Here is an 18,024-nt window from a genome sequence, read left to right as displayed (position 1 = left end):
CCGGCCTGCTGATTCAATGTTTACGAAGGCATTATGGATTTTTTCATTCATTTCGGAACCCACGAATATCTCAAGATCGGAGGCATCGTCATCCTGCTGTTGATTTCCGGCTTCTTTTCGGGATCGGAAGCCACGCTTTTCTCCCTGAATCTGGTCCAGAAAGAACGGCTCAGAAACCGGTCGAAATCCCTCGCATCGATGATCGATGTCCTGATCAACCATCCCAAGCAGCTGATCATCACGATCCTGGTCGGCAACGATATGGTCAACATCACCGCCTCCGTCATCGCCACCGGACTCTTCATCTCACTGTTTCCGAACATGGGGGAATGGATCACCATCGCCGTGATGACACCGATGACCCTGATTTTTGCCGAGGTCATACCCAAAACCGTGTCCGTTGCCCACAATGAAATCTTCGCCCCCGTAATTGCCGGCCCCTTGCGGCTGTTTCACCGGCTGTTCTTTCCGGTCCGCTGGTTTTTCGAGGTCACGGCCGAGGGCCTGATCCGGCTTTTCGGCGTATACAAAAAAGAAAAAGAACCGATGATCATGGAAGATGATTTCCGGGACATGGTGGATCTCAGTCACAAAGACGGTGAACTGCTGAACATTGAACGGGATTTCATCCACAACGTGTTCGAATTCAGCGACACTCTGGTCAACGCGGTCATGACGCCCCTCAAAAACGTCCAGTCCATTCCCGACGGCCTGACCTATCACCAGATCATCAAACGGGTGAAAAAAAACTGGCATTCCCGCATCCCCGTGTATTCCGGATCGAAAACCAACATCACGGGCATTCTCTATGTCAAGGACCTGCTCAAGCTCAAACCCGAAAAAAAGAACGCGCCCTCGTCCATCATCGAAATTCTTCGCCGGCCCATCTTTATCCTCGACACACGCAAGGTCGATGACATCTTTCACCTGCTGAAAAAAAAACGGACCCATATCGCCATCTGTCACGATGCCAACGGATCGATGACCGGCCTGATCACCATGGAAGACCTGCTTGAGGAACTGTTTGGAGAAATCTACGACGACTACGATCAGGAGGCACGATGAACACCCCAGCCACCGTTGCCGTTATCGTGATCTGCATTCTGATTCAGGGTTTTTTTTCCGGATCGGAGATGGTTCTTTTATCGTCCCGCAAAATCCGGCTCCGCCGGAAACGCAAACAGGGTTCCAAAGGCGCCGACCTGGCCCTCAGAATGATCGCCAATTCCAAATGGTATCTGGCCGCCACCAGCACCGGCACCAACATGGCCGTGGTGGTGGCCTCGGTGATCGCCGCCCTCTGGTTTGAAAAACGACTGGGCCCCTATGGCGAACTTGGAACGATTCTGGTCCTGTCCCCCCTCCTCCTGATGTTCGGGGAAATCATCCCGCGGACCGTCTTCCAGTACAGGGCCACGGAAATGGCCCCGGGGGTCTCTTACGGCCTGCTGGTCTTTTCCTATATCATCTCTCCGATCACCGGGCTCGTCTTCGGAATCAGCCGTCTGTTCTATCCGAAAGGCAACACTGAACCGCTAAAAAAACGCTCGTTCGCCTCCCGGGAGGAACTGGAACTTCTGCTGAACATCCCGGTCGCCGGCAGTGATGTGCACACCCGCGAGAAAAAACTGATTCAACAGATGTTCATGTTCACCAAGGCCGAAGCCTTCGAAGCCATGGTACCGCTGATCGCCGTGTCGGCTCTGCCCATCAACGCCACGGTGGCCGATGCCGCGGAACTGATCCGGAAAACAGGGTTTTCAAGAATCCCGATTTACCGGGACAATATCATCAATCTGGTGGGCATGGTGCGGGCCTTTGACATCATCGGACTGGAAGATCAGACTGTGCCGATCAGGAAAGTGATCCGTGATGTGCCCTATGTCCCCGAAATGATCAAGCTCGAAGAACTGCTGGCCTTTTTCCAGAAAAACCGCAAATCCCTGGCCGTGGTGGTCGATGAATACGGCGGAGCCACCGGCATCATCACCGTGGAAGATATTTTGGAGGAAGTGGTCGGTGAGATCCGTGACGAATACGATCATGAAGCCGACAACCTGATCAAGCTGGGGACCCGTACCTATAAAGTCAACGCCCGCATGGAGATCGACCACCTGAACGAACAGCTGAACATCGCCATCCCCAAAGACAATTACGAAACCCTGGGCGGATTTGTGCTGAAGCGGATGGGACGCATACCCAGACCCGGTGACAGCTTCGACTGGCAGGGCTTGACGTTCAGGGTTTCCCAGGCCGGGAAGCGGTCCGTCAACGAAGTCATCATCACCCGTAACAACACGGAAAACGGTTAAAAAGACGGTCCTCAGACAGGGGTGGGTTCTTTTTTCACGGGAAGGGAATCCGCATCCCGGTCCTGTCCGGCCTCCTGGGCCAGCTCAACCGGAAGGCATTTCGCACAGAACATTTCGACGGTCTTGTTCCTGCCCCGGTGGACCACATAGATAATATCACGGGAGCCACACCGGCATCTGTTGGTGCTCATAATCTCTCACAGGGATCGATAGGATGCGACGATCGGTTTTAACAAACGGTTAACTCTCAAACGGATGGGTCATCTTATCCCCTCACACCAATAATTCAAGGCCTTTTTCTTAAAAAATGAAAAAAAACAAACCGTCCATGGATAAGCGAACAATGTTCTCATTTCCGATCCGTCATAAAACAGGACGGTTGGACCGATTAAGGTTACAGGTCGCGCCGTATGCCCCAGGCTTTACCCTTGACAGCCGGGCCGCGTTTTCTTAAATTACGGTCATATCAGGGCCCCGGTTGACCGGGGTATCTTTTTTTGGGCGATTTTTTGTGGGGGTTCCGCATGACTGAAAAACCAAACGCTGTCCGGTCAATCGCCGCAGGCCTGACGGCACCGGTCCTTTTTTTCATGCTCTGCGTCTTCTACCCGACCCCCGACATCACTCGGATGCCGGCCGTCTTCTCCGACGGGCCGACGGTATTCTCCATGCCCTCGTTTGACACGCCATCCGACGCCGAGGCAAGAAAGTCCGCCTTTTTTCACTTTCTTCGCCCGATCATTGACAGTGAAAACCGGCGCATTCAGACCATTCGAAATACCGTCACGGCCCTGGCCGCCAGGGGAGCGGACCAACCCCTGACCCCGCAGGAAATACTGTGGCTGACCGTTCTTGCCGAACAATACGGCCTGAAACCCGCAGACGCCCATGCCCCTTCGTTGTTCGCCCGTCTGCTCAAACGGGTGGACACGGTGCCCGCGTCGCTGGCCCTGGCCCAGGCGGCCAATGAATCGGGCTGGGGCTCATCCCGCTTCGCCCGCAAAGGCAACAACCTCTTCGGCCAGTGGACCTGGGCCAAGGGCACGGGCATGGTTCCCAAATACCGTGACCGTGACAAATCCCATGAAGTGGCGAAATTCACTTCGATCAACGAATCGGTCCGCAGTTACATACACAACCTGAACACCCACCCCGGCTACCGGTCGTTCCGGGCTCTGAGACAGACCATGCGCAGCGAGGGAGCCCCCCTGTCGGCGCTCGCCCTGGCCGAGGGACTTCAAAGCTACTCGTCCAAAGGCAAAACCTATATCAAGCATATCCGAACGATTATCCGTGACAACGAAAAACACCTGAACATTCAAGGATAAACCATGAACCTTCACACCACCCCTTCCATGCCCGAAGGATTTACCTGTGCCGGCGTCAACTGCGGACTCAAGGAAAAAGGAACGGATCTTTCCCTGTTCATGTCCGATGTGAGTGCAAACGCCGCAGCCGTATTCACCCTCAATCGCTTTCCCGGCGCACCGGTCATCGTGGGCCGGGAAATTATAAAAAAGGGAAAACTTCGCGCCATCGTGGTCAACAGCAAGGTCAGCAATGTGGGGACCGGCGAGGAAGGCGTCGAAAACGCCAGAAGAATGGGGGCGGCCGTGGCCCGTGAGTTCGGCATCGATCAGACCGAAGTGCTGATGAGTTCCACCGGCGTCATCGCCAAACCCCTGCCCATCGACATGATCGAAAAAGGCATCTTGGGCATCGGCAGCCATCTGTCAACGGACCCTCTGGTGGGCGCACGGGGCATCATGACCACCGACACGTATCCCAAGGCCCTGTCTCTGTCCGTGGGACCGTCCACCCTGACCATGGTGGCCAAGGGATCGGGAATGATCGAACCCAACATGGCCACCATGCTGGTCTACATCTTCACCGACGCCGCCATCGACGCCAAAACCCTGGACACCATGCTGCGCTCGGCCGTGGACGTCTCCTTCAACATGCTGTCGGTGGATACGGACACCAGCACCTCGGACACCTGTGTGATCATGGCCAACGGGCACAAAGGCCCCGTCGATGAGGCGGTCTTTTCCGACGCCCTGAGGTTCGCCTGCCTCCAGATGACCGAAAAACTGGCCCGGGACGGTGAAGGGGCCACCAAACTGTTGACGGCCCGGGTCATCAATGCCTTCTCCAGGGCTGAAGCCCGAACGATCGCCAAATCCCTTGTCAACTCGCCTCTCATCAAAACCATGGCCTTTGGGGCGGACCCCAATATCGGCCGTATTCTCATGGCCCTGGGCAAATGCTTTGACTGCCGTGTGGATCCCCCGGTTATCGAGGCGACCATCAACGGCACCCTGGTCTACAAAGATCAGAAGCGGGTGGATTTCGACGAAAACAGGGTCCGAGCCCTTTTATCCGGCGACCGTGTGGATATCACCGTCAACCTGAACGCGGGATCCGACGAAGCCCTGGCCTTCGGCTGTGACCTGACCCAGGGTTACATCGAGGAAAACGCGGCCTATTACTCATCCTGATTCCCGAAAGGGGCCATCGTTGTTTTTACCGAGTACGCGACGGGAAATGGACAGCCTGGGCTGGGACCGGGCCGATGTGATTCTGGTCACCGGAGACAGCTACATCGACAGCCCGTATATCGGAGTGGCCGTCATCGGACGCGTGCTGACCCGGGCCGGGTTCAACACGGCCGTCATCGCCCAGCCCGACATGAACAGTACCGTCGACATCACCCGACTGGGCGAGCCACGCCTGTTCTGGGGCATCAGCGGCGGCTCGGTGGATTCCATGGTGGCCAATTACACCGCCGGCTTCAAAAAACGGAAAACAGACGATTACACCCCGGGCGGCCTGAACAACCGTCGGCCCGACCGGGCCCTGATCCGGTACGGCAACCTGATCCGCAGGCATTTCAAGAACACGGTTCCACTGGTGCTCGGCGGGGTCGAGGCCAGTTTGCGCCGCATCGCCCACTACGATGCCTGGTCCCGCAGCATTCGAAAATCGATTCTGTTCGACGCCAAGGCCGACTATCTGATCTACGGCATGGGGGAAAAAGCCGTGACGGCCCTGGCACGGGCACTCAGTGAGGGGCTGTCCCCCGAAACCGTCCCCGGGCTTTGTTACATCGCCCGTCACGTGCCCGACAGGTATATAGAACTGCCCTCCGTCGAGGCCGTCCTTGCCGACCCAAAGGCGTTCACCGCCATGTTCCGCACGTTTTACGACAACACCGATCCCATGACGGCCCACGGTCTGGTCCAACGCCACGACGACCGCTACCTGATCCAGAATCCGCCCTCGGCCTACCTGACCCAGGAAGAACTGGATGCGGTCCATGATCTGCCGTACACCCGGGATCTCCACCCCCATGACCGCCTGCGGGGCGATGTCAAGGCCCTCGACACCATCCGGTTCTCCATCCCCACCCACCGGGGCTGTTACGGGGAATGCCGTTTCTGCGCCATCGCCGTTCATCAGGGCAGAACGGTCCGCTGGCGAAGCGAACGATCCATTCTGGATGAAGCCGTGGCCATGACCCGTCATCCGGCCTTCACGGGCGTCATCCGTGATGCCGGGGGGCCCACGGCCAACATGTACGGTTTCGAGTGCGACAAGAAACTGAAAAAAGGGGCCTGCCGCAATCGAAGCTGCCTGTTTCCCTCACCCTGCCCGAGCCTCAAACCCGATCACGGCCCGCTGATCCGCCTGTTCCGGGCGCTCCGATCCGTCAGCGGGGTCAAACACGTGTTCACGGCGTCGGGCATGCGATGCGACCTGGTCTACGCCGATGAAAAAATGGGGGCGGCCTATGTGAAGGAGATGGTTGATCACCATGTGTCCGGGCAGTTGAAAATCGCCCCGGAGCATAGTGAGAAAGACGTGCTGGACCTGATGGGCAAACCCGGCATCGACGATCTTTTAAGGTTCAAAAAGGATTTCGAACAATTGAGCCGCAAGGCGGGAAAGAAGCAGTTTCTGACCTATTACCTGATGGCGGGCCACCCCGGCTGCACCCTGTCCCACATGGCCCGACTGAAACACTTCGCCCGGGAAAAGCTGGGCATCCTCCCCGAGCAGGTTCAGGTTTTCACGCCGACCCCGTCGACCGTTTCCACGCTGATGTATGTGACAGGACGCGACCCCGTTTCAGGCCGTCCGGTGTTTGTGGAAAAAACACGTGAAGGCCTGGAAAAGCAAAAAACCGTGATCACGGGTAAGCCCCGACAAGACAGACGCGACGCTCCATCCCACGGGCCGGTCAAACGAACCGGCCTGCCCACGAAAAAAAAACCACCCGGAAAGAAACGCTGATAATACCGGCCATAGAAAGGCCGTCTCAAACATGAGGAACCTGCATAACCGGGAACTATTTTTCCAAAGGCCCTTAGGTGGGCTCAGCCCCCTACTTTGTCCATGTCCAGCATGACGACGAAGGCCTGGGGCATCGGCGACGTAAACGTCAGTCCGTCGGGGCTCCCCGGCAGAATCAATTCCAGGCGATGAGCATGGAGGCCCAGCCGGTCGAAGCCGGCACGGGTTCGGACGAAATCCACGGCACGTTTGGAACCGTAGCGTTCATCCCCCAGAACAGGGTGGCCTCCCAGCCGGGCATGACGTCGAATCTGATGTTTTCGGCCGGTCAGGAGTTCACAGGCGATCAGGGCGTAATGGGGGCTTTGTTCGAGAACCCGGACCCGGGTTCGACAGTCCACCTTTTTCCCCTTTCCAGCAGGTTGGGTCCGGCCGCCGCCGTCGGGTGACAGCGGGGCATCCCAAAGCAGGTCCGGTTCGTCAAACTGCCCGTGGACCAGGGCCAGATAATGCTTGTCCACCCGGCGGGTTTCGAATTGCCGGGCGAAAAAGCGCAACATGTCCGCATGTAATCCGAACAGGATCACCCCGCTGGTGTCCCGGTCCAGGCGATGGGCGGGAGCAGGACGCATCCCCTCCCGGTATCCGACCCGATCCGCCAGACCGGAATCGGACCGTAACCGGTCGGCGACCAGGGACACCAGGTCACGTCCCGGCTCATTGTGGACACTGATGCCCGCGGGCTTGTCCACCACGATCCAGCCCGGCCCGCCATCGATAACACCAGGGGGCATCATGACCGATCCGATCTCCCCAGGGCTCGCTGATAAAGGGCTGAAATATCGTCGGCCGTGGGCCTGGGCACGGTGTTGTCAATGCTTCGGGTGGCCATGGCCTTTTCGGTGAACAGAGCCGTCCGGTCATCGGGCAGGGGCTCAAGGCGGCCGATCAGCCGATCGAACATCGCCTGAAGATCATCGATGGTCCTGACTCCCAGACGATTCAGGATGGTTTGAATCATGTCCCGGTTTGCCGCCTCACAAAATTTCATTGCCTCGCAAAGCAGAACGGCGTTGGCCTTCCCGTGATCCACGCCTTGGAAAAACGTCAGGGAATACCCCATGGCATGGACCATGGTGGTACCGGTCTGGGCAATGGCCGTCCCCGCCAGCATGGATCCGTAAAGCAGTCGTTCAAGACCCGCTTCATCCGGAGTATCGCCGCCGGCAAGCACCGTGAGAGCGGGGCCGACGGCATCGATCGCAGCCAGGGCGGCCAGGGCGCTCATTTCCCGGTTTCTCGCCGAAAGAAGACTTTCAACGGCATGAGACAGTGCATCCAGGGCGGTATGAATCATCACCGGCCTGGGCAGCGCCTCAAGATAGCGGGGGTCCAGCAGGGCCACCCTGGGAAACAGTCCCGGATGGGCCAGATTTTTTTTGGTCTGATCCGCTTCATCGGTCAGGATGGCATAGGGCGTCACCTCGCTGCCGGTTCCGGCCGTGGTGGGAACGGCCAGCACGGGAAGAGGCGCATGTGGATAGGGGCCGCTAAACAATGCGGCATCGTCGGGGTCATTGGTCGCAAGCAGGGCAACAGCCTTGGCCGCGTCCATGGGTGAGCCCCCGCCGATTCCGATCACGCCGTCCGCCCGGTGACTCCGGGCCAGAGACGCCGCGTCTCTTACGTTGTCCACCGTTGGGTTCGGCTGAATCCGGTCATAGAGCTCAAAGGGTACCCTAAGACGGTCGAGAACCGAACACACATCGGAAAGGGCACCGCAGGCCCGGGCCGACCTGCGACCGGTCACAATCAGCACCCGGCGGGAGAAACCGGCCCAGTCATCACCGTGCCGGACAACACAGCCCCGGCCGAACAACACCCGGGTGGGCATCAGATAGGAAAAATCCATATGTTTTATCCCTGACATCAGACAAAAAACCCGGTGCCGCCAGACAGCACCGGGTTTATGTTCAGACAGTCGAAAAACTAGTGTTTAACGGGTGCGTGCTCAGCCGCTTTTTCGGGCTGGGCGGCTTTTTTCGGTTCGGCCGCAGGAGCCTTCACGGCGGCAGCCGGTTTTTCACCGACCACCCAGGCACCGTTTTTCTTGACCAGCTTGATCTCTTCCTTGTACGTGATCTTACCCTCGATCACCACCGTGGCCGCATCGTCGCTCTCCTCGGTGATGGTGTAGTCGAGGTCGACCAGGTCACAGTTGATGTTTTCGAATTTCTTTTCGATGTATTTCTTGCCAAAGGTTTCGGGGGTGTCTTTGTCTCCACATCCGACCAGCGCAAGGGCTCCGGCGCAGGCCAGAACGACGAACAGCTTTTTCATGACTTCCTCCTTACTGCATTGAATAAAAGTTAATAATCGTTTTTTTAATGGTATGGAACCCGACGGGCCTTCGGGGACGCCCCGTCGCTTTCGCGGCAGGCTCCCGCAGACGCCGCGGAGGTATCACTGCTTTTCAAGGGCGCTCAGCTTGAGCCCTTCCCTCATGATCATCAGCGCCAGCTTGTGCATGTATTCACGCCGCTCAAGGGGCGTTTTCCCAGGATAATGCCTGAAGGTCATGACGATGCCCGCAAGGGAGGCAAAAAAAGCCTGGCTGTGGAAACGAAGCCCCGCCGCTCCTTCGGACTTGGACACCACCTCGTTGAACATCTTGGTAAAATACAGCATGACGGCGTTGAACTTCTTGAAGGCCTTCTTGTTCTCTTCCCCACGCATCAGAAAGTGGCACATCATCTGAAACGTGGATTCGTTGTCGATCATGTAATCCACCACGTCAACAGCCAGAGAATCGATGCCGGTTTTATCCGTCTGCTTTTCAAGCACACGGGCGCTCAACCGTTTTTCAATCTTGTTGATATCACGGATCAGGGCTTCGACAAACAGATCGTCCCGGCTTGGAAAGTAGCGGTAGATCGAGGCGGGAGAGACCCCGGCCTCGGCGGCGATATCACGCATTCCGATATCGTGAAAGGCCTTGTCCTTGAACAGATTCATTGCGGCGGCAATGATCAGTGTTTTACGCTTTTCGCGTTCGTTTTCCCTCAGTTGGATAAATGTTGATTTTTCAGACATCAACTCCCCCATAATTATATTGTAAACTCTTTTACGGCCCCACCGCGTTGCCATGGAGCCCCGGGCCGGACGGCTGAATCCGGCCCCGCTCAGTCATTCATTTCAGGACGGTCCTGATGCTCTCGGCCAGCTCCCGGTGATCGATGGGTTTTGAGATATAACCGTTCATGCCGGCGCCCAGACATTTATCCCTGTCATCGTCCATGGCATGGGCGGTCATGGCCAGAATGGGCACCCCTGCGTTCAGCACCCCGGAGCGGGGGTCACGAATCAGTTGTGTCGCCAAAAGGCCATCCATCACCGGCATCTGAACATCCATCAGAACCAGATCATAGGGTGTTGATTTAAGCGCCCTGACAGCTTCCACCCCGTTATTGACAATATCGGCGCTGTAGCCGAGTTTTTCGATAAACTTCAACGTCACCCGCTGGTTGACCACGTTGTCCTCCACAATGAGAATGTGGTTTTCCGAGCAGGTCATGACGCCCTTCGGTTTCGGAGCCGTCGGGACCGGACGGATGACGCCGGACGGACGCGGCGTTTCCCGGACGGCTGAAAGGGCTTCCGCGAGTTTCGAAAGCCGAACGGGCTTGGTAATATAGCCGTCAAAGCCCATTTGTTCAAGACAATCCTGGCCCAGATTCCGGCAGGCGGATTTCAGAACGATCATAAACGGCCGGGTTTCCGGATCGGCTGCCGAAACCATCCGGCCGAACAGGGCGCTGTCCATCACCGGCGATGAAAGCCCGACCAGAACGATCTGATACGGATTACCGACCTTCGCCGCATTTGACAGAATCTCGAGGGCCTGCCCCCCCGTTTCAACGCCGAGGGCGGTACATTCCAGGGACTCAATCTGGCGGATCAGGGCCTTGCGGCAGGAGTCGTTGTCCATGACCGCCAGAATCTTAAGACGGCGGACATGTTCCGGCACGGTGATGTGCCGGATTGACGGAGACGGCTGCTTTTTCAGGACCAGTTCAAACCAGAACGTCGATCCCTGCCCCGGCCGGCTGACGACCCCGATGCGGCCGCCCATCATGTCCGTCAGCTGCCGGGAGATGGCCAGTCCCAGACCGGTCCCTTCATACTTCCGTGAAAAACTCAGGTCAACCTGGGAAAACGACTGAAAGATGCTCTCAAGCTTGTCTTCGGGAATGCCGATGCCGGTGTCGGTCACCTCAAACCGGATCCGTGCCTCATCGTCGCCCTGATCGACGAGGGTCACGTGCAACCGGATTTCGCCTTCTTCGGTAAACTTGACGGCGTTGCCCAGAAGGTTGATCAGGATCTGACGCACGCGGCCCGGATCACCGATCAGGGCCACAGGGACCGTGGGCTCGATTTCAGTCAGGCATTCGATATTCTTCTCATAGGCCCTGACGGCCAGAAGGTCCAGCGCATCCTCGATCAGAGTCCGAAGATTGAAATGCTCGGACTCCAAAGTCATTTTCCCGGCATCCATCTTCGAATAATCCAGGATGGCGTTGATCAGCGATATAAGTGATTTACTGCTGCTTTTGATGATCTGGACGTATTCTTTCTGCTCGGTGTCCAGATCAGTGCCCAGAAGCAGTTCGGCCATGCCCAGAACGCCGTTCATCGGGGTCCGGATCTCATGACTCATGTTGGCCAGAAATTCCCCCTTGGCCCGATTGCCCGCATCGGCTTCGCGGACCAGAGCTTTCACATGCCGGACCACATCCTTGAGTTTCCGGTTGGCGGCCTCCAGCTCCAGGGTCCGTTCGGCCACACGGTTCTCAAGGCTTTTATTGAGGGCCCGGATATTGTCCCTGTCCCGCCGTCGCTCATCGAGTTCCCGGGCCAGCCGGCGGTTCAGATCGAATGCCGTCTGGGCGGTTTTGAACGCCCTGAGCGACGCGATGACACAGAGAAACAGCTTCTCATTGGTCAGTTCGAGTTTGGACTTGTAATCGTTGATGGCGTAACGAAGGATAATGTCCTGCTCGGGAATCCGGCCGGACTGACCGGTCCTGAGAACAATCTGTACCCGCTGGTTGCCCAGCTCTTCCCGAATGAAGTGAACCAGGTCGAGGCCTGCATGGTCCGTTTCCATAACCACGTCGAGCAGCACCATGGCGACGTCCGGATGGTGGCGGATCAGGTCGCGTGCCTCCAGGAAAGAATGGGCCGAGACAAAGGTCAGCGGACGCCCTTCGAAGGTCACATCGCCCAGCACAAGCCGGGTGAGTTTGTGAACCTCGTCATCATCGTCCACGATCAGCACTTTCCAGTGCCCGACCGGCTCGCTGATATCTTCCGATATTGAAATGGTGTAAACCCGTTGGTCACTCATGGTCAAAAATGGATGTCCCCGCTGATCATTCATGAGAACGGTGTTTCCCGAACATGACCTGTCTCACCGCTACAAATCATTGACACCTGAAACGAATGGATGCTGGGCATGACAGGATGTAAGGACGGTTCGGAAGCCATCGAATCATGACAATTCATGTTTCTGGGATATTATATAAGCGGCTTACGGGTGTCAACACTAAAGCCGCGTTTCACCAAAAACACGCCAATGGCAAAACCGTGACCTGACAAACCACTGAAACCGTGCTTCCTCCGGGAAAGCTCCCTGCGAGCCGAACAGCTGCCGCGCCCGCCGGGATCCGCTCTATTTGTGTATTTTGAACCAGAACCTTTCTTGACAGCCTTTCCCTCATCCATTATCATAGCCCACGAATATCGACAGTAAGGACCGGCCCAGTCCATATTGTTTGTCATGACCGTCAATACCGGATGAAGGCTGCACCATGATCATCACCTCCCTTTTGGACACCGATCTCTATAAACTGACCATGATGCAGGCCGTGTTTCACCAATTTTCCGACGCCCGTGTGGAATACCGGTTTTCCTGCAGGACACCCGCGATCGATTTTACGCCGGCCGTTCCCGATATAACGCCCGAAATCGACCACCTGTGCACCCTTGGGTTTTCTTCATCCGAGCTGGATTATCTGGGCTCTTTGCCCTACATGAAAAACGATTTCCTTGATTATCTCAAATCCTTCCGACTGCCCCGGACGGCCCTTAACCTGAAGGTCCGAAACGGCGAACTGGACCTTTCCATCACCGGATCCTGGCTGGACACCATCCTCTTCGAGGTCCCCGTTCTGGCCGTCATCAATGAGTGTTACTTCAAAACCCTGTATCCCGATCCGGACTGGGACACCGGGCGGCGCAAGCTTCAGGCCAAGATCGAGCAGATCCGGCAGACCGACGCTGCGAACCTGGGACTTTCCGTGGTCGATTTCGGAACCCGCCGCCGTTTTTCAAAATCCTGGCAGGAGGAAGTGCTTTCCACCCTCAAGCAGTCCATTCCCGCCCGTTTCACCGGAACAAGCAACGTGGATCTTGCCCGACGTTTAGGCCTCAGGCCCGTGGGCACCATGGCCCATGAATGGCTGATGGCGGCCCAGGTCCTGGCGCCGGTCCTTCGCAGCAGCCAGGCCTTTGCTCTGGACCGCTGGGTCGACGAATACCGGGGAGACCTGGGCATCGCCCTGTCGGACACGGTGGGGTTTACGGCTTTTCTGAATGACTTCGACATGTATTTCGCCAAACTCTATGACGGGTGCCGCCATGACAGCGGTGACCCCTTTTCCTGGGGCGACCGGCTGATCGCACACTACCGGCGCCTGGGGATCGATCCCTGCTGCAAGCGGGCCGTCTTCAGCGACGGCCTGACGGTTGAGCGGATCATCGACCTTGCCCGGTATTTCAAAGGCCGCATCGGCACGGCTTACGGCATCGGAACAAACCTGACCAACGACGTGTCCGGCACGGCCATCCAGATCGTCATCAAGATGACCCGGTGCCAGGGCCTGCCCGTGGCAAAGCTGTCCGACTCCCCGGGCAAACAGATGTGTACGGACAAGGCTTACCTCGATCATTTGTCAAACGTATTCAAAGGAGACCATTCATGAACCCCGAACGGGTTATCGACACCATATGCAAAGACATCCGCCGCCATGTGGACACGGCGGTGGTGGGACTGAGCGGAGGCGCGGATTCCTTTCTGGTCATGCTTCTGTCCAGTGAGGCCCTTGGCAGGGAAAACGTCTATGCCTACAGCCTTCCCTATGCCGACACCGATATGAAAACCTTCAACAACCTGAGCCGGATGTATGCCGAACACGTGGGCGTGCATCATCGGACCGTCAGCATCAAAGCCGTTGCCGACGCCCTGACAACCACGATCGGGGGGATTTTCGATCCGGCAGGCCCCGGGGTTCTGTCCACCCTGAACGCCGGAAACGCCAGGTCCAGGGCCCGGATGTGCGTGCTTTACGGGGCGGCCCATCACCTGAACGAAACCCTGAAAAACAGGGTCCGGGTCATGGGGACCGGCAACCTGTCCGAGGATTTCATCGGCTACGACACCAAGGGCGGCGACGCCCTGGCGGATATCTTCCCCATCGGCCAGCTGTTCAAATCCGAAGTCTACGCCCTGCTCGAGTATTACCGGGACCGGGGAAAAATCACCGAAGCCATGATCAACCGGGTTCCCTCGGCCGGCCTCTGGGAAGACCAGACCGACGAGGATGAACTGGGCTATTCCTACAACGACATGGAACCCGCCATCCGTTATATTCTTGAAAAAAAATTCCAGGTCGACGTCGAAAAGCTGGATACTGTCCAGCGGTTCGTCTGGGACCGTCACCAGGCCCACAAGCACAAACACGAGGCGCCCCGGGTGACCCGGTTGAGAGACGAAAAAGGAAATCTGGAATGAAAAGCCATCTGCTTGTCATCGATCCCCAGAATTCGTTTTGCAGTCCCGAAGGTGAGCTGTATGTGCCCCGGGCCGACGGGGACATGAACCGCCTGGCCGACTTCATCCGCACCAACGAAGATGCCGTGACCTGGATCACGGTCACCCTGGATTCACACAACCGCATGAACATCTCCCATCCGGTCTGGTGGATCGACGACCAGGGCCGCCACCCCGAACCCTTCACCGTGATCGGTGTCGAGGATCTGAAATCCGGAAGGTACCGGACGGCCGATCCCCGGGATCACGCCTGGTCCATGCGCTATCTTGAAAAAACGGTGCCCCATGTGATCTGGCCCATGCACTGCCTGACGGGCACCTGGGGTCACCGGGTCTTCAAACCCCTGAACCTGGCCCTCACGGCCTGGGCCGACAAACACATCTACCTGGATTACGTGTTCAAGGGGTCGTCCCGTTTCTCCGAACATTTTTCCGCCATCCGGGCCTCGGTTCCCGTGCCGGACGATCCGACGACCGACACGAACCGCATGCTGGTCCGAACCCTGGGACAGGCGGACCGGATCCTGGTGGCCGGAGAGGCCTCGTCCCATTGTGTGGCCCAAACCGTCAGGGACATGGTCGATGTCGATCCGGACCTGGCCGGAAAAATCGTGCTGCTCAAAGACTGCATGAGCCCCGTGAAAGGGTTTGAATCCCTTTCGGACGATTTTTTCAGCGTCATGGAAACGATCGGTGTCCGCATCAGCGACACAAAACGCGTCATGCTGAAGGACGACAGCGCTTCCGGGGAGGCGCCATGATCAAGATCGGCATCGACGTACACGGGGTGGCTGACGCCCTGCCCCACTTCTTTTCAGAACTGTCCCGGATTCTGGTGGAAAACGGCCATGAGGTCCACATCCTGACGGGGGCCGAACACACCGAAACCCTGGAGTACGAAATCCGGCACATCCTGAATCTGACCTATACCCATTTTTTCTCGACCACCACGTACCACAAGAACGCCGGCACCGAGATCACCTACATCGACGGCAACCCCTACATGGACAACAAGATCTGGAACCGGGCCAAATCCGAATACTGCCGAGCCCACGGCATCCATCTGCACATCGACGATTCGGATGTCTACGGCAAGTACTTCATGACGCCCTACGCCCTGTTCCAGTGCCCCCTTGTCCGGGAAACCCCCGAGTCTCCCGACCCGGAGGACCTTCCCGACGCCCCTCATAGAGAGAGTGTCGACACGCCGTCGGGCCCATACGCCGTCACCGGACGGCGGCCCATCGTCCGGGTCGATATCGCCATCTGCACCATCATCAACGCAAGCCTCAAGGTGCTTCTGGTCAAACGCAAAACCCCGCCCTTCGGCAACCATTGGGTTCTCCCCGGGGGGTTCATCGACGTGGACCGGAAAGAAAGCCTCGAGACGGCGGCGGCCCGGGAACTGACCGAAAAAACCGGCCTTGAAAACCTGTACATCGAACAGCTCAAAACCTACGGCGACGTGAACCGGGATCCCCGGGACCGGGTGATTTCCACCGCCTATTTTTCCCTGGTGCCCTATTCGATGATCGAAAACCAGCGTATCCGGTTCAAACCCGAAACCAAGGAGGCCCGGTGGTTTTCCCTGAAAAACCATGAGGCGGAACTGATCCGCGCCGGGGAATCTTTGGCCTTCGACCACGATGTGATGCTCAAGGACCTGCTCCGACGGATTCAGGGCAAAATCTCCTACACGCCCATCGCCTTCGAACTGGTTGGCCATGCCTTCACCTGGTCGGACCTGAGAACCGTTTATGAGGCCGTGCTCGACAAAAAACTCGACCCGGCCAATTTCAAGAAAAAAATCAAATCACTATACAGTATCAAGGAACTGAAAACCCGGAAAAGCATCCACGCGGCGGGGCGCCCTCCGGCGTTCATCGCCTTTGAGGGCGTCAAGGATCAATACATCTGATCCGGTCATCAACCACCAAAGGACGGTCATGAAGCTTGTCTGTCGCACTCGATTCCGGAAAAAGTCAAACCTTCTCGGCCTGATACTCTCGTCCCAGGGCATCCGGTACACCCTGGACAGGTATGTGGGCGGATACCGGATCTGGGTGAGCGACGAGGAGCATGAACGCGCCCGTTCCGCCATTCATCTGTACATCGAGGAAAACAGAGGGACAAAACCTAAGGCGACCTCTTTTGTCGAGCGATTTCATCACACCTACAGCGGCCTGTTCGCCGCCCTTTTGATCTTCTGGGTCCACACCCAGCTGCCGCCGGGACAGGCCCGCGAGAGCGTCATCGAGCAATACGGGGCATCGGCGTCGGCCATTCTGGACGGAGAGGTATACCGAACGGCCACGGCCCTGTTTCTCCATGTGGACGACATTCACCTGGCGGGCAACATGGGCGGTCTGCTTCTGTTCGGAACCTCGGTGGCCGGCATCACGGGGACCGGCCTCGGCTGGTTCCTGATCCTTGTGACCGGCATGCTGGGCAACGGCATCAACGCCTGGTTTTTCCAGACCCGCCACCTGTCCATCGGGGCTTCCACCGCCATTTTCGGGGCCCTGGGCATTCTGGCGGGGTACCGAACCGTAAGGTCCTTCGAGGAAAAAGGGTTTCACCCGTCGATCATTCTCCCCGTCGGCGCAGGCCTGGCCCTCCTGGCCCTTCTCGGGGCCGGCGAGCGCAGCGACCTGACGGCCCATCTGTTCGGTTACCTGGCCGGACTGGGTTGCGGAGGTCTCTATGCCCGGCTGGTCACGAAACGTCCTCCTGAACGGGTTCAGATTCTGTTCCTCGGGCTCACCGCCGTTATGGTGGGTCTCTGCTGGCTGCCTTTTCGATAAAACAAGGAAAAACACGGAGCGTGTACCGACGTCATGATACCCTTTGAAGAAGTTGACCGGGCCGCCATACCCGGACAGAATAACGACATCATCCTCCACAGAAGGGGTGATGAATGGTCGATACGAACCGGCGGCACCGAACTGATGAACAGCCGGGTCCACGGATCGGAAGAGGCCCTGGCCCGGGAGACCTGCCGCCGTCTCGAACCGTCTGCAGAGCACCGCATCCTCATCGGCGGCCTGGGCATGGGCTTCACCCTTTCCAAGGTCCTCCGCCACGTGGGTCCTGACGCCGCTGTCATAGTGGCCGAGCTGATTCCCGACGTGATTCGCTGGAACCGGGAATACCTGGGTCATCTTGCCGGACACGCCCTTAAAGACCACCGGGTGTCGGCGGTCACGACGGACGTGGCCCGCATCATCGACCGTGACCAGTCTGCCTGGGACGCCGTCATCCTTGATGTGGACAACGGTCCTGCGGGCCTGACCCAGACATCCAACAACCGACTGTACAACGAAACCGGCCTGGCCCTCTCCTTCGCCGCCCTTCGGCCCCGGGGCATTCTGGCCGTCTGGTCCGCCGGAGACGACCCGGCCTTTACAAAGCGCCTTACCCGGTGCGGATTCATCACCGAAATCCTGACTGTCCGTTCACGAAAACCCGGTAAAGGTGGACGCCACACGATCTGGCTTGGGAAAAAGCCCTGAACGGACGCCGCCT

At 57.7% G+C, this 18,024-nt stretch carries 17 protein-coding genes; 11 read left to right on the top strand and 6 right to left on the bottom strand.

Annotated features, from left to right (window positions below):
- Positions 1-33 precede the first annotated feature (33 nt).
- Together ACYQ11_RS05980 and ACYQ11_RS05975 are read left to right on the top strand one after the other, a co-directional pair.
- Positions 34-1,065, top strand: a complete 1,032-nt coding sequence (locus ACYQ11_RS05980; protein ID WP_459922849.1) for a hemolysin family protein — start codon at positions 34-36, stop codon at positions 1,063-1,065.
- Positions 1,062-2,312 (top strand): hemolysin family protein, encoded by a 1,251-nt coding sequence (locus ACYQ11_RS05975; RefSeq protein ID WP_459922848.1) that lies wholly within the window; start codon positions 1,062-1,064, stop codon positions 2,310-2,312. Before ACYQ11_RS05980 ends, ACYQ11_RS05975 begins: the two co-directional genes overlap by 4 nt.
- A gap of 11 nt (positions 2,313-2,323) precedes the next feature.
- Here the strand turns inward: ACYQ11_RS05975 and ACYQ11_RS05970 are convergent, their stop codons facing one another.
- Positions 2,324-2,503, bottom strand: a complete 180-nt coding sequence (locus ACYQ11_RS05970) for a hypothetical protein (RefSeq protein ID WP_459922847.1) — start codon at positions 2,501-2,503, stop codon at positions 2,324-2,326.
- 333 nt (positions 2,504-2,836) lie between these two features.
- On the opposite strand from ACYQ11_RS05970, the gene ACYQ11_RS05965 reads away from it, so the two are divergent.
- The 3 genes from ACYQ11_RS05965 to ACYQ11_RS05955 are packed head-to-tail and all read left to right on the top strand — an operon-like array spanning position 2,837 to position 6,605.
- Entirely contained in the window at positions 2,837-3,640 is an 804-nt protein-coding gene (locus tag ACYQ11_RS05965; RefSeq protein WP_459922846.1) for a glucosaminidase domain-containing protein, read from the top strand.
- Positions 3,641-3,643: 3 nt separating this feature from the next.
- The gene (argJ, locus tag ACYQ11_RS05960) at positions 3,644-4,810 is read left to right on the top strand and encodes a bifunctional glutamate N-acetyltransferase/amino-acid acetyltransferase ArgJ (RefSeq protein WP_459922845.1); all 1,167 of its coding nucleotides are present in this window, start codon (positions 3,644-3,646) and stop codon (positions 4,808-4,810) included.
- 19 nt (positions 4,811-4,829) lie between these two features.
- Entirely contained in the window at positions 4,830-6,605 is a 1,776-nt protein-coding gene (locus ACYQ11_RS05955; RefSeq protein ID WP_459922844.1) for a YgiQ family radical SAM protein, read from the top strand.
- Positions 6,606-6,688: 83 nt separating this feature from the next.
- On the opposite strand, the gene ACYQ11_RS05950 is transcribed toward ACYQ11_RS05955, so the two are convergent.
- From ACYQ11_RS05950 to ACYQ11_RS05930, 5 genes are all read right to left on the bottom strand, one after another.
- Positions 6,689-7,402, bottom strand: a complete 714-nt coding sequence (locus ACYQ11_RS05950) for an RluA family pseudouridine synthase (RefSeq protein ID WP_459922843.1) — start codon at positions 7,400-7,402, stop codon at positions 6,689-6,691.
- The gene (locus ACYQ11_RS05945) at positions 7,399-8,517 is read right to left on the bottom strand and encodes an iron-containing alcohol dehydrogenase family protein (RefSeq protein WP_459922842.1); all 1,119 of its coding nucleotides are present in this window, start codon (positions 8,515-8,517) and stop codon (positions 7,399-7,401) included. The genes ACYQ11_RS05950 and ACYQ11_RS05945 overlap by 4 nt, the downstream gene beginning before the upstream one ends.
- Before the next feature lie 77 nt (positions 8,518-8,594).
- Entirely contained in the window at positions 8,595-8,945 is a 351-nt protein-coding gene (locus tag ACYQ11_RS05940) for a hypothetical protein (RefSeq protein WP_459922841.1), read from the bottom strand.
- A gap of 123 nt (positions 8,946-9,068) precedes the next feature.
- A complete protein-coding gene (locus ACYQ11_RS05935) occupies positions 9,069-9,698 on the bottom strand; it encodes a TetR/AcrR family transcriptional regulator (protein ID WP_459922840.1) in 630 nt (209 codons plus the stop codon).
- Positions 9,699-9,795: 97 nt separating this feature from the next.
- A complete protein-coding gene (locus ACYQ11_RS05930) occupies positions 9,796-12,015 on the bottom strand; it encodes a response regulator (protein ID WP_459922839.1) in 2,220 nt (739 codons plus the stop codon).
- A 463-nt stretch (positions 12,016-12,478) separates the two neighbouring features.
- Between ACYQ11_RS05930 and pncB the strand changes: the two genes are divergently transcribed.
- From pncB to ACYQ11_RS05900, 6 genes are read left to right on the top strand one after another with little or no spacing between them, the layout of a single operon-like run.
- On the top strand, positions 12,479-13,651 hold the full coding sequence (gene pncB / locus ACYQ11_RS05925; protein ID WP_459922838.1) for a nicotinate phosphoribosyltransferase: 1,173 nt from the start codon (positions 12,479-12,481) through the stop codon (positions 13,649-13,651).
- The gene (gene nadE / locus ACYQ11_RS05920; RefSeq protein ID WP_459922837.1) at positions 13,648-14,460 is read left to right on the top strand and encodes an NAD(+) synthase; all 813 of its coding nucleotides are present in this window, start codon (positions 13,648-13,650) and stop codon (positions 14,458-14,460) included. The genes pncB and nadE overlap by 4 nt, the downstream gene beginning before the upstream one ends.
- Positions 14,457-15,260, top strand: a complete 804-nt coding sequence (locus tag ACYQ11_RS05915; RefSeq protein ID WP_459922836.1) for a cysteine hydrolase family protein — start codon at positions 14,457-14,459, stop codon at positions 15,258-15,260. Before nadE ends, ACYQ11_RS05915 begins: the two co-directional genes overlap by 4 nt.
- The gene (locus ACYQ11_RS05910; RefSeq protein WP_459922835.1) at positions 15,257-16,417 is read left to right on the top strand and encodes an NUDIX hydrolase; all 1,161 of its coding nucleotides are present in this window, start codon (positions 15,257-15,259) and stop codon (positions 16,415-16,417) included. Before ACYQ11_RS05915 ends, ACYQ11_RS05910 begins: the two co-directional genes overlap by 4 nt.
- A 28-nt stretch (positions 16,418-16,445) precedes the next feature.
- Complete coding sequence (locus ACYQ11_RS05905) at positions 16,446-17,303, top strand: rhomboid family intramembrane serine protease (protein ID WP_459922834.1); 858 nt, start codon at positions 16,446-16,448, stop codon at positions 17,301-17,303.
- Positions 17,304-17,336: 33 nt separating this feature from the next.
- The gene (locus tag ACYQ11_RS05900; RefSeq protein WP_459922833.1) at positions 17,337-18,011 is read left to right on the top strand and encodes a spermine/spermidine synthase domain-containing protein; all 675 of its coding nucleotides are present in this window, start codon (positions 17,337-17,339) and stop codon (positions 18,009-18,011) included.
- The last annotated feature ends 13 nt before the right edge of the window (positions 18,012-18,024 follow it).

The sequence above is a fragment of the Desulfatiferula olefinivorans genome (assembly GCF_054657895.1).
This window is presented reverse-complemented; position numbering and strand designations above follow the sequence as displayed.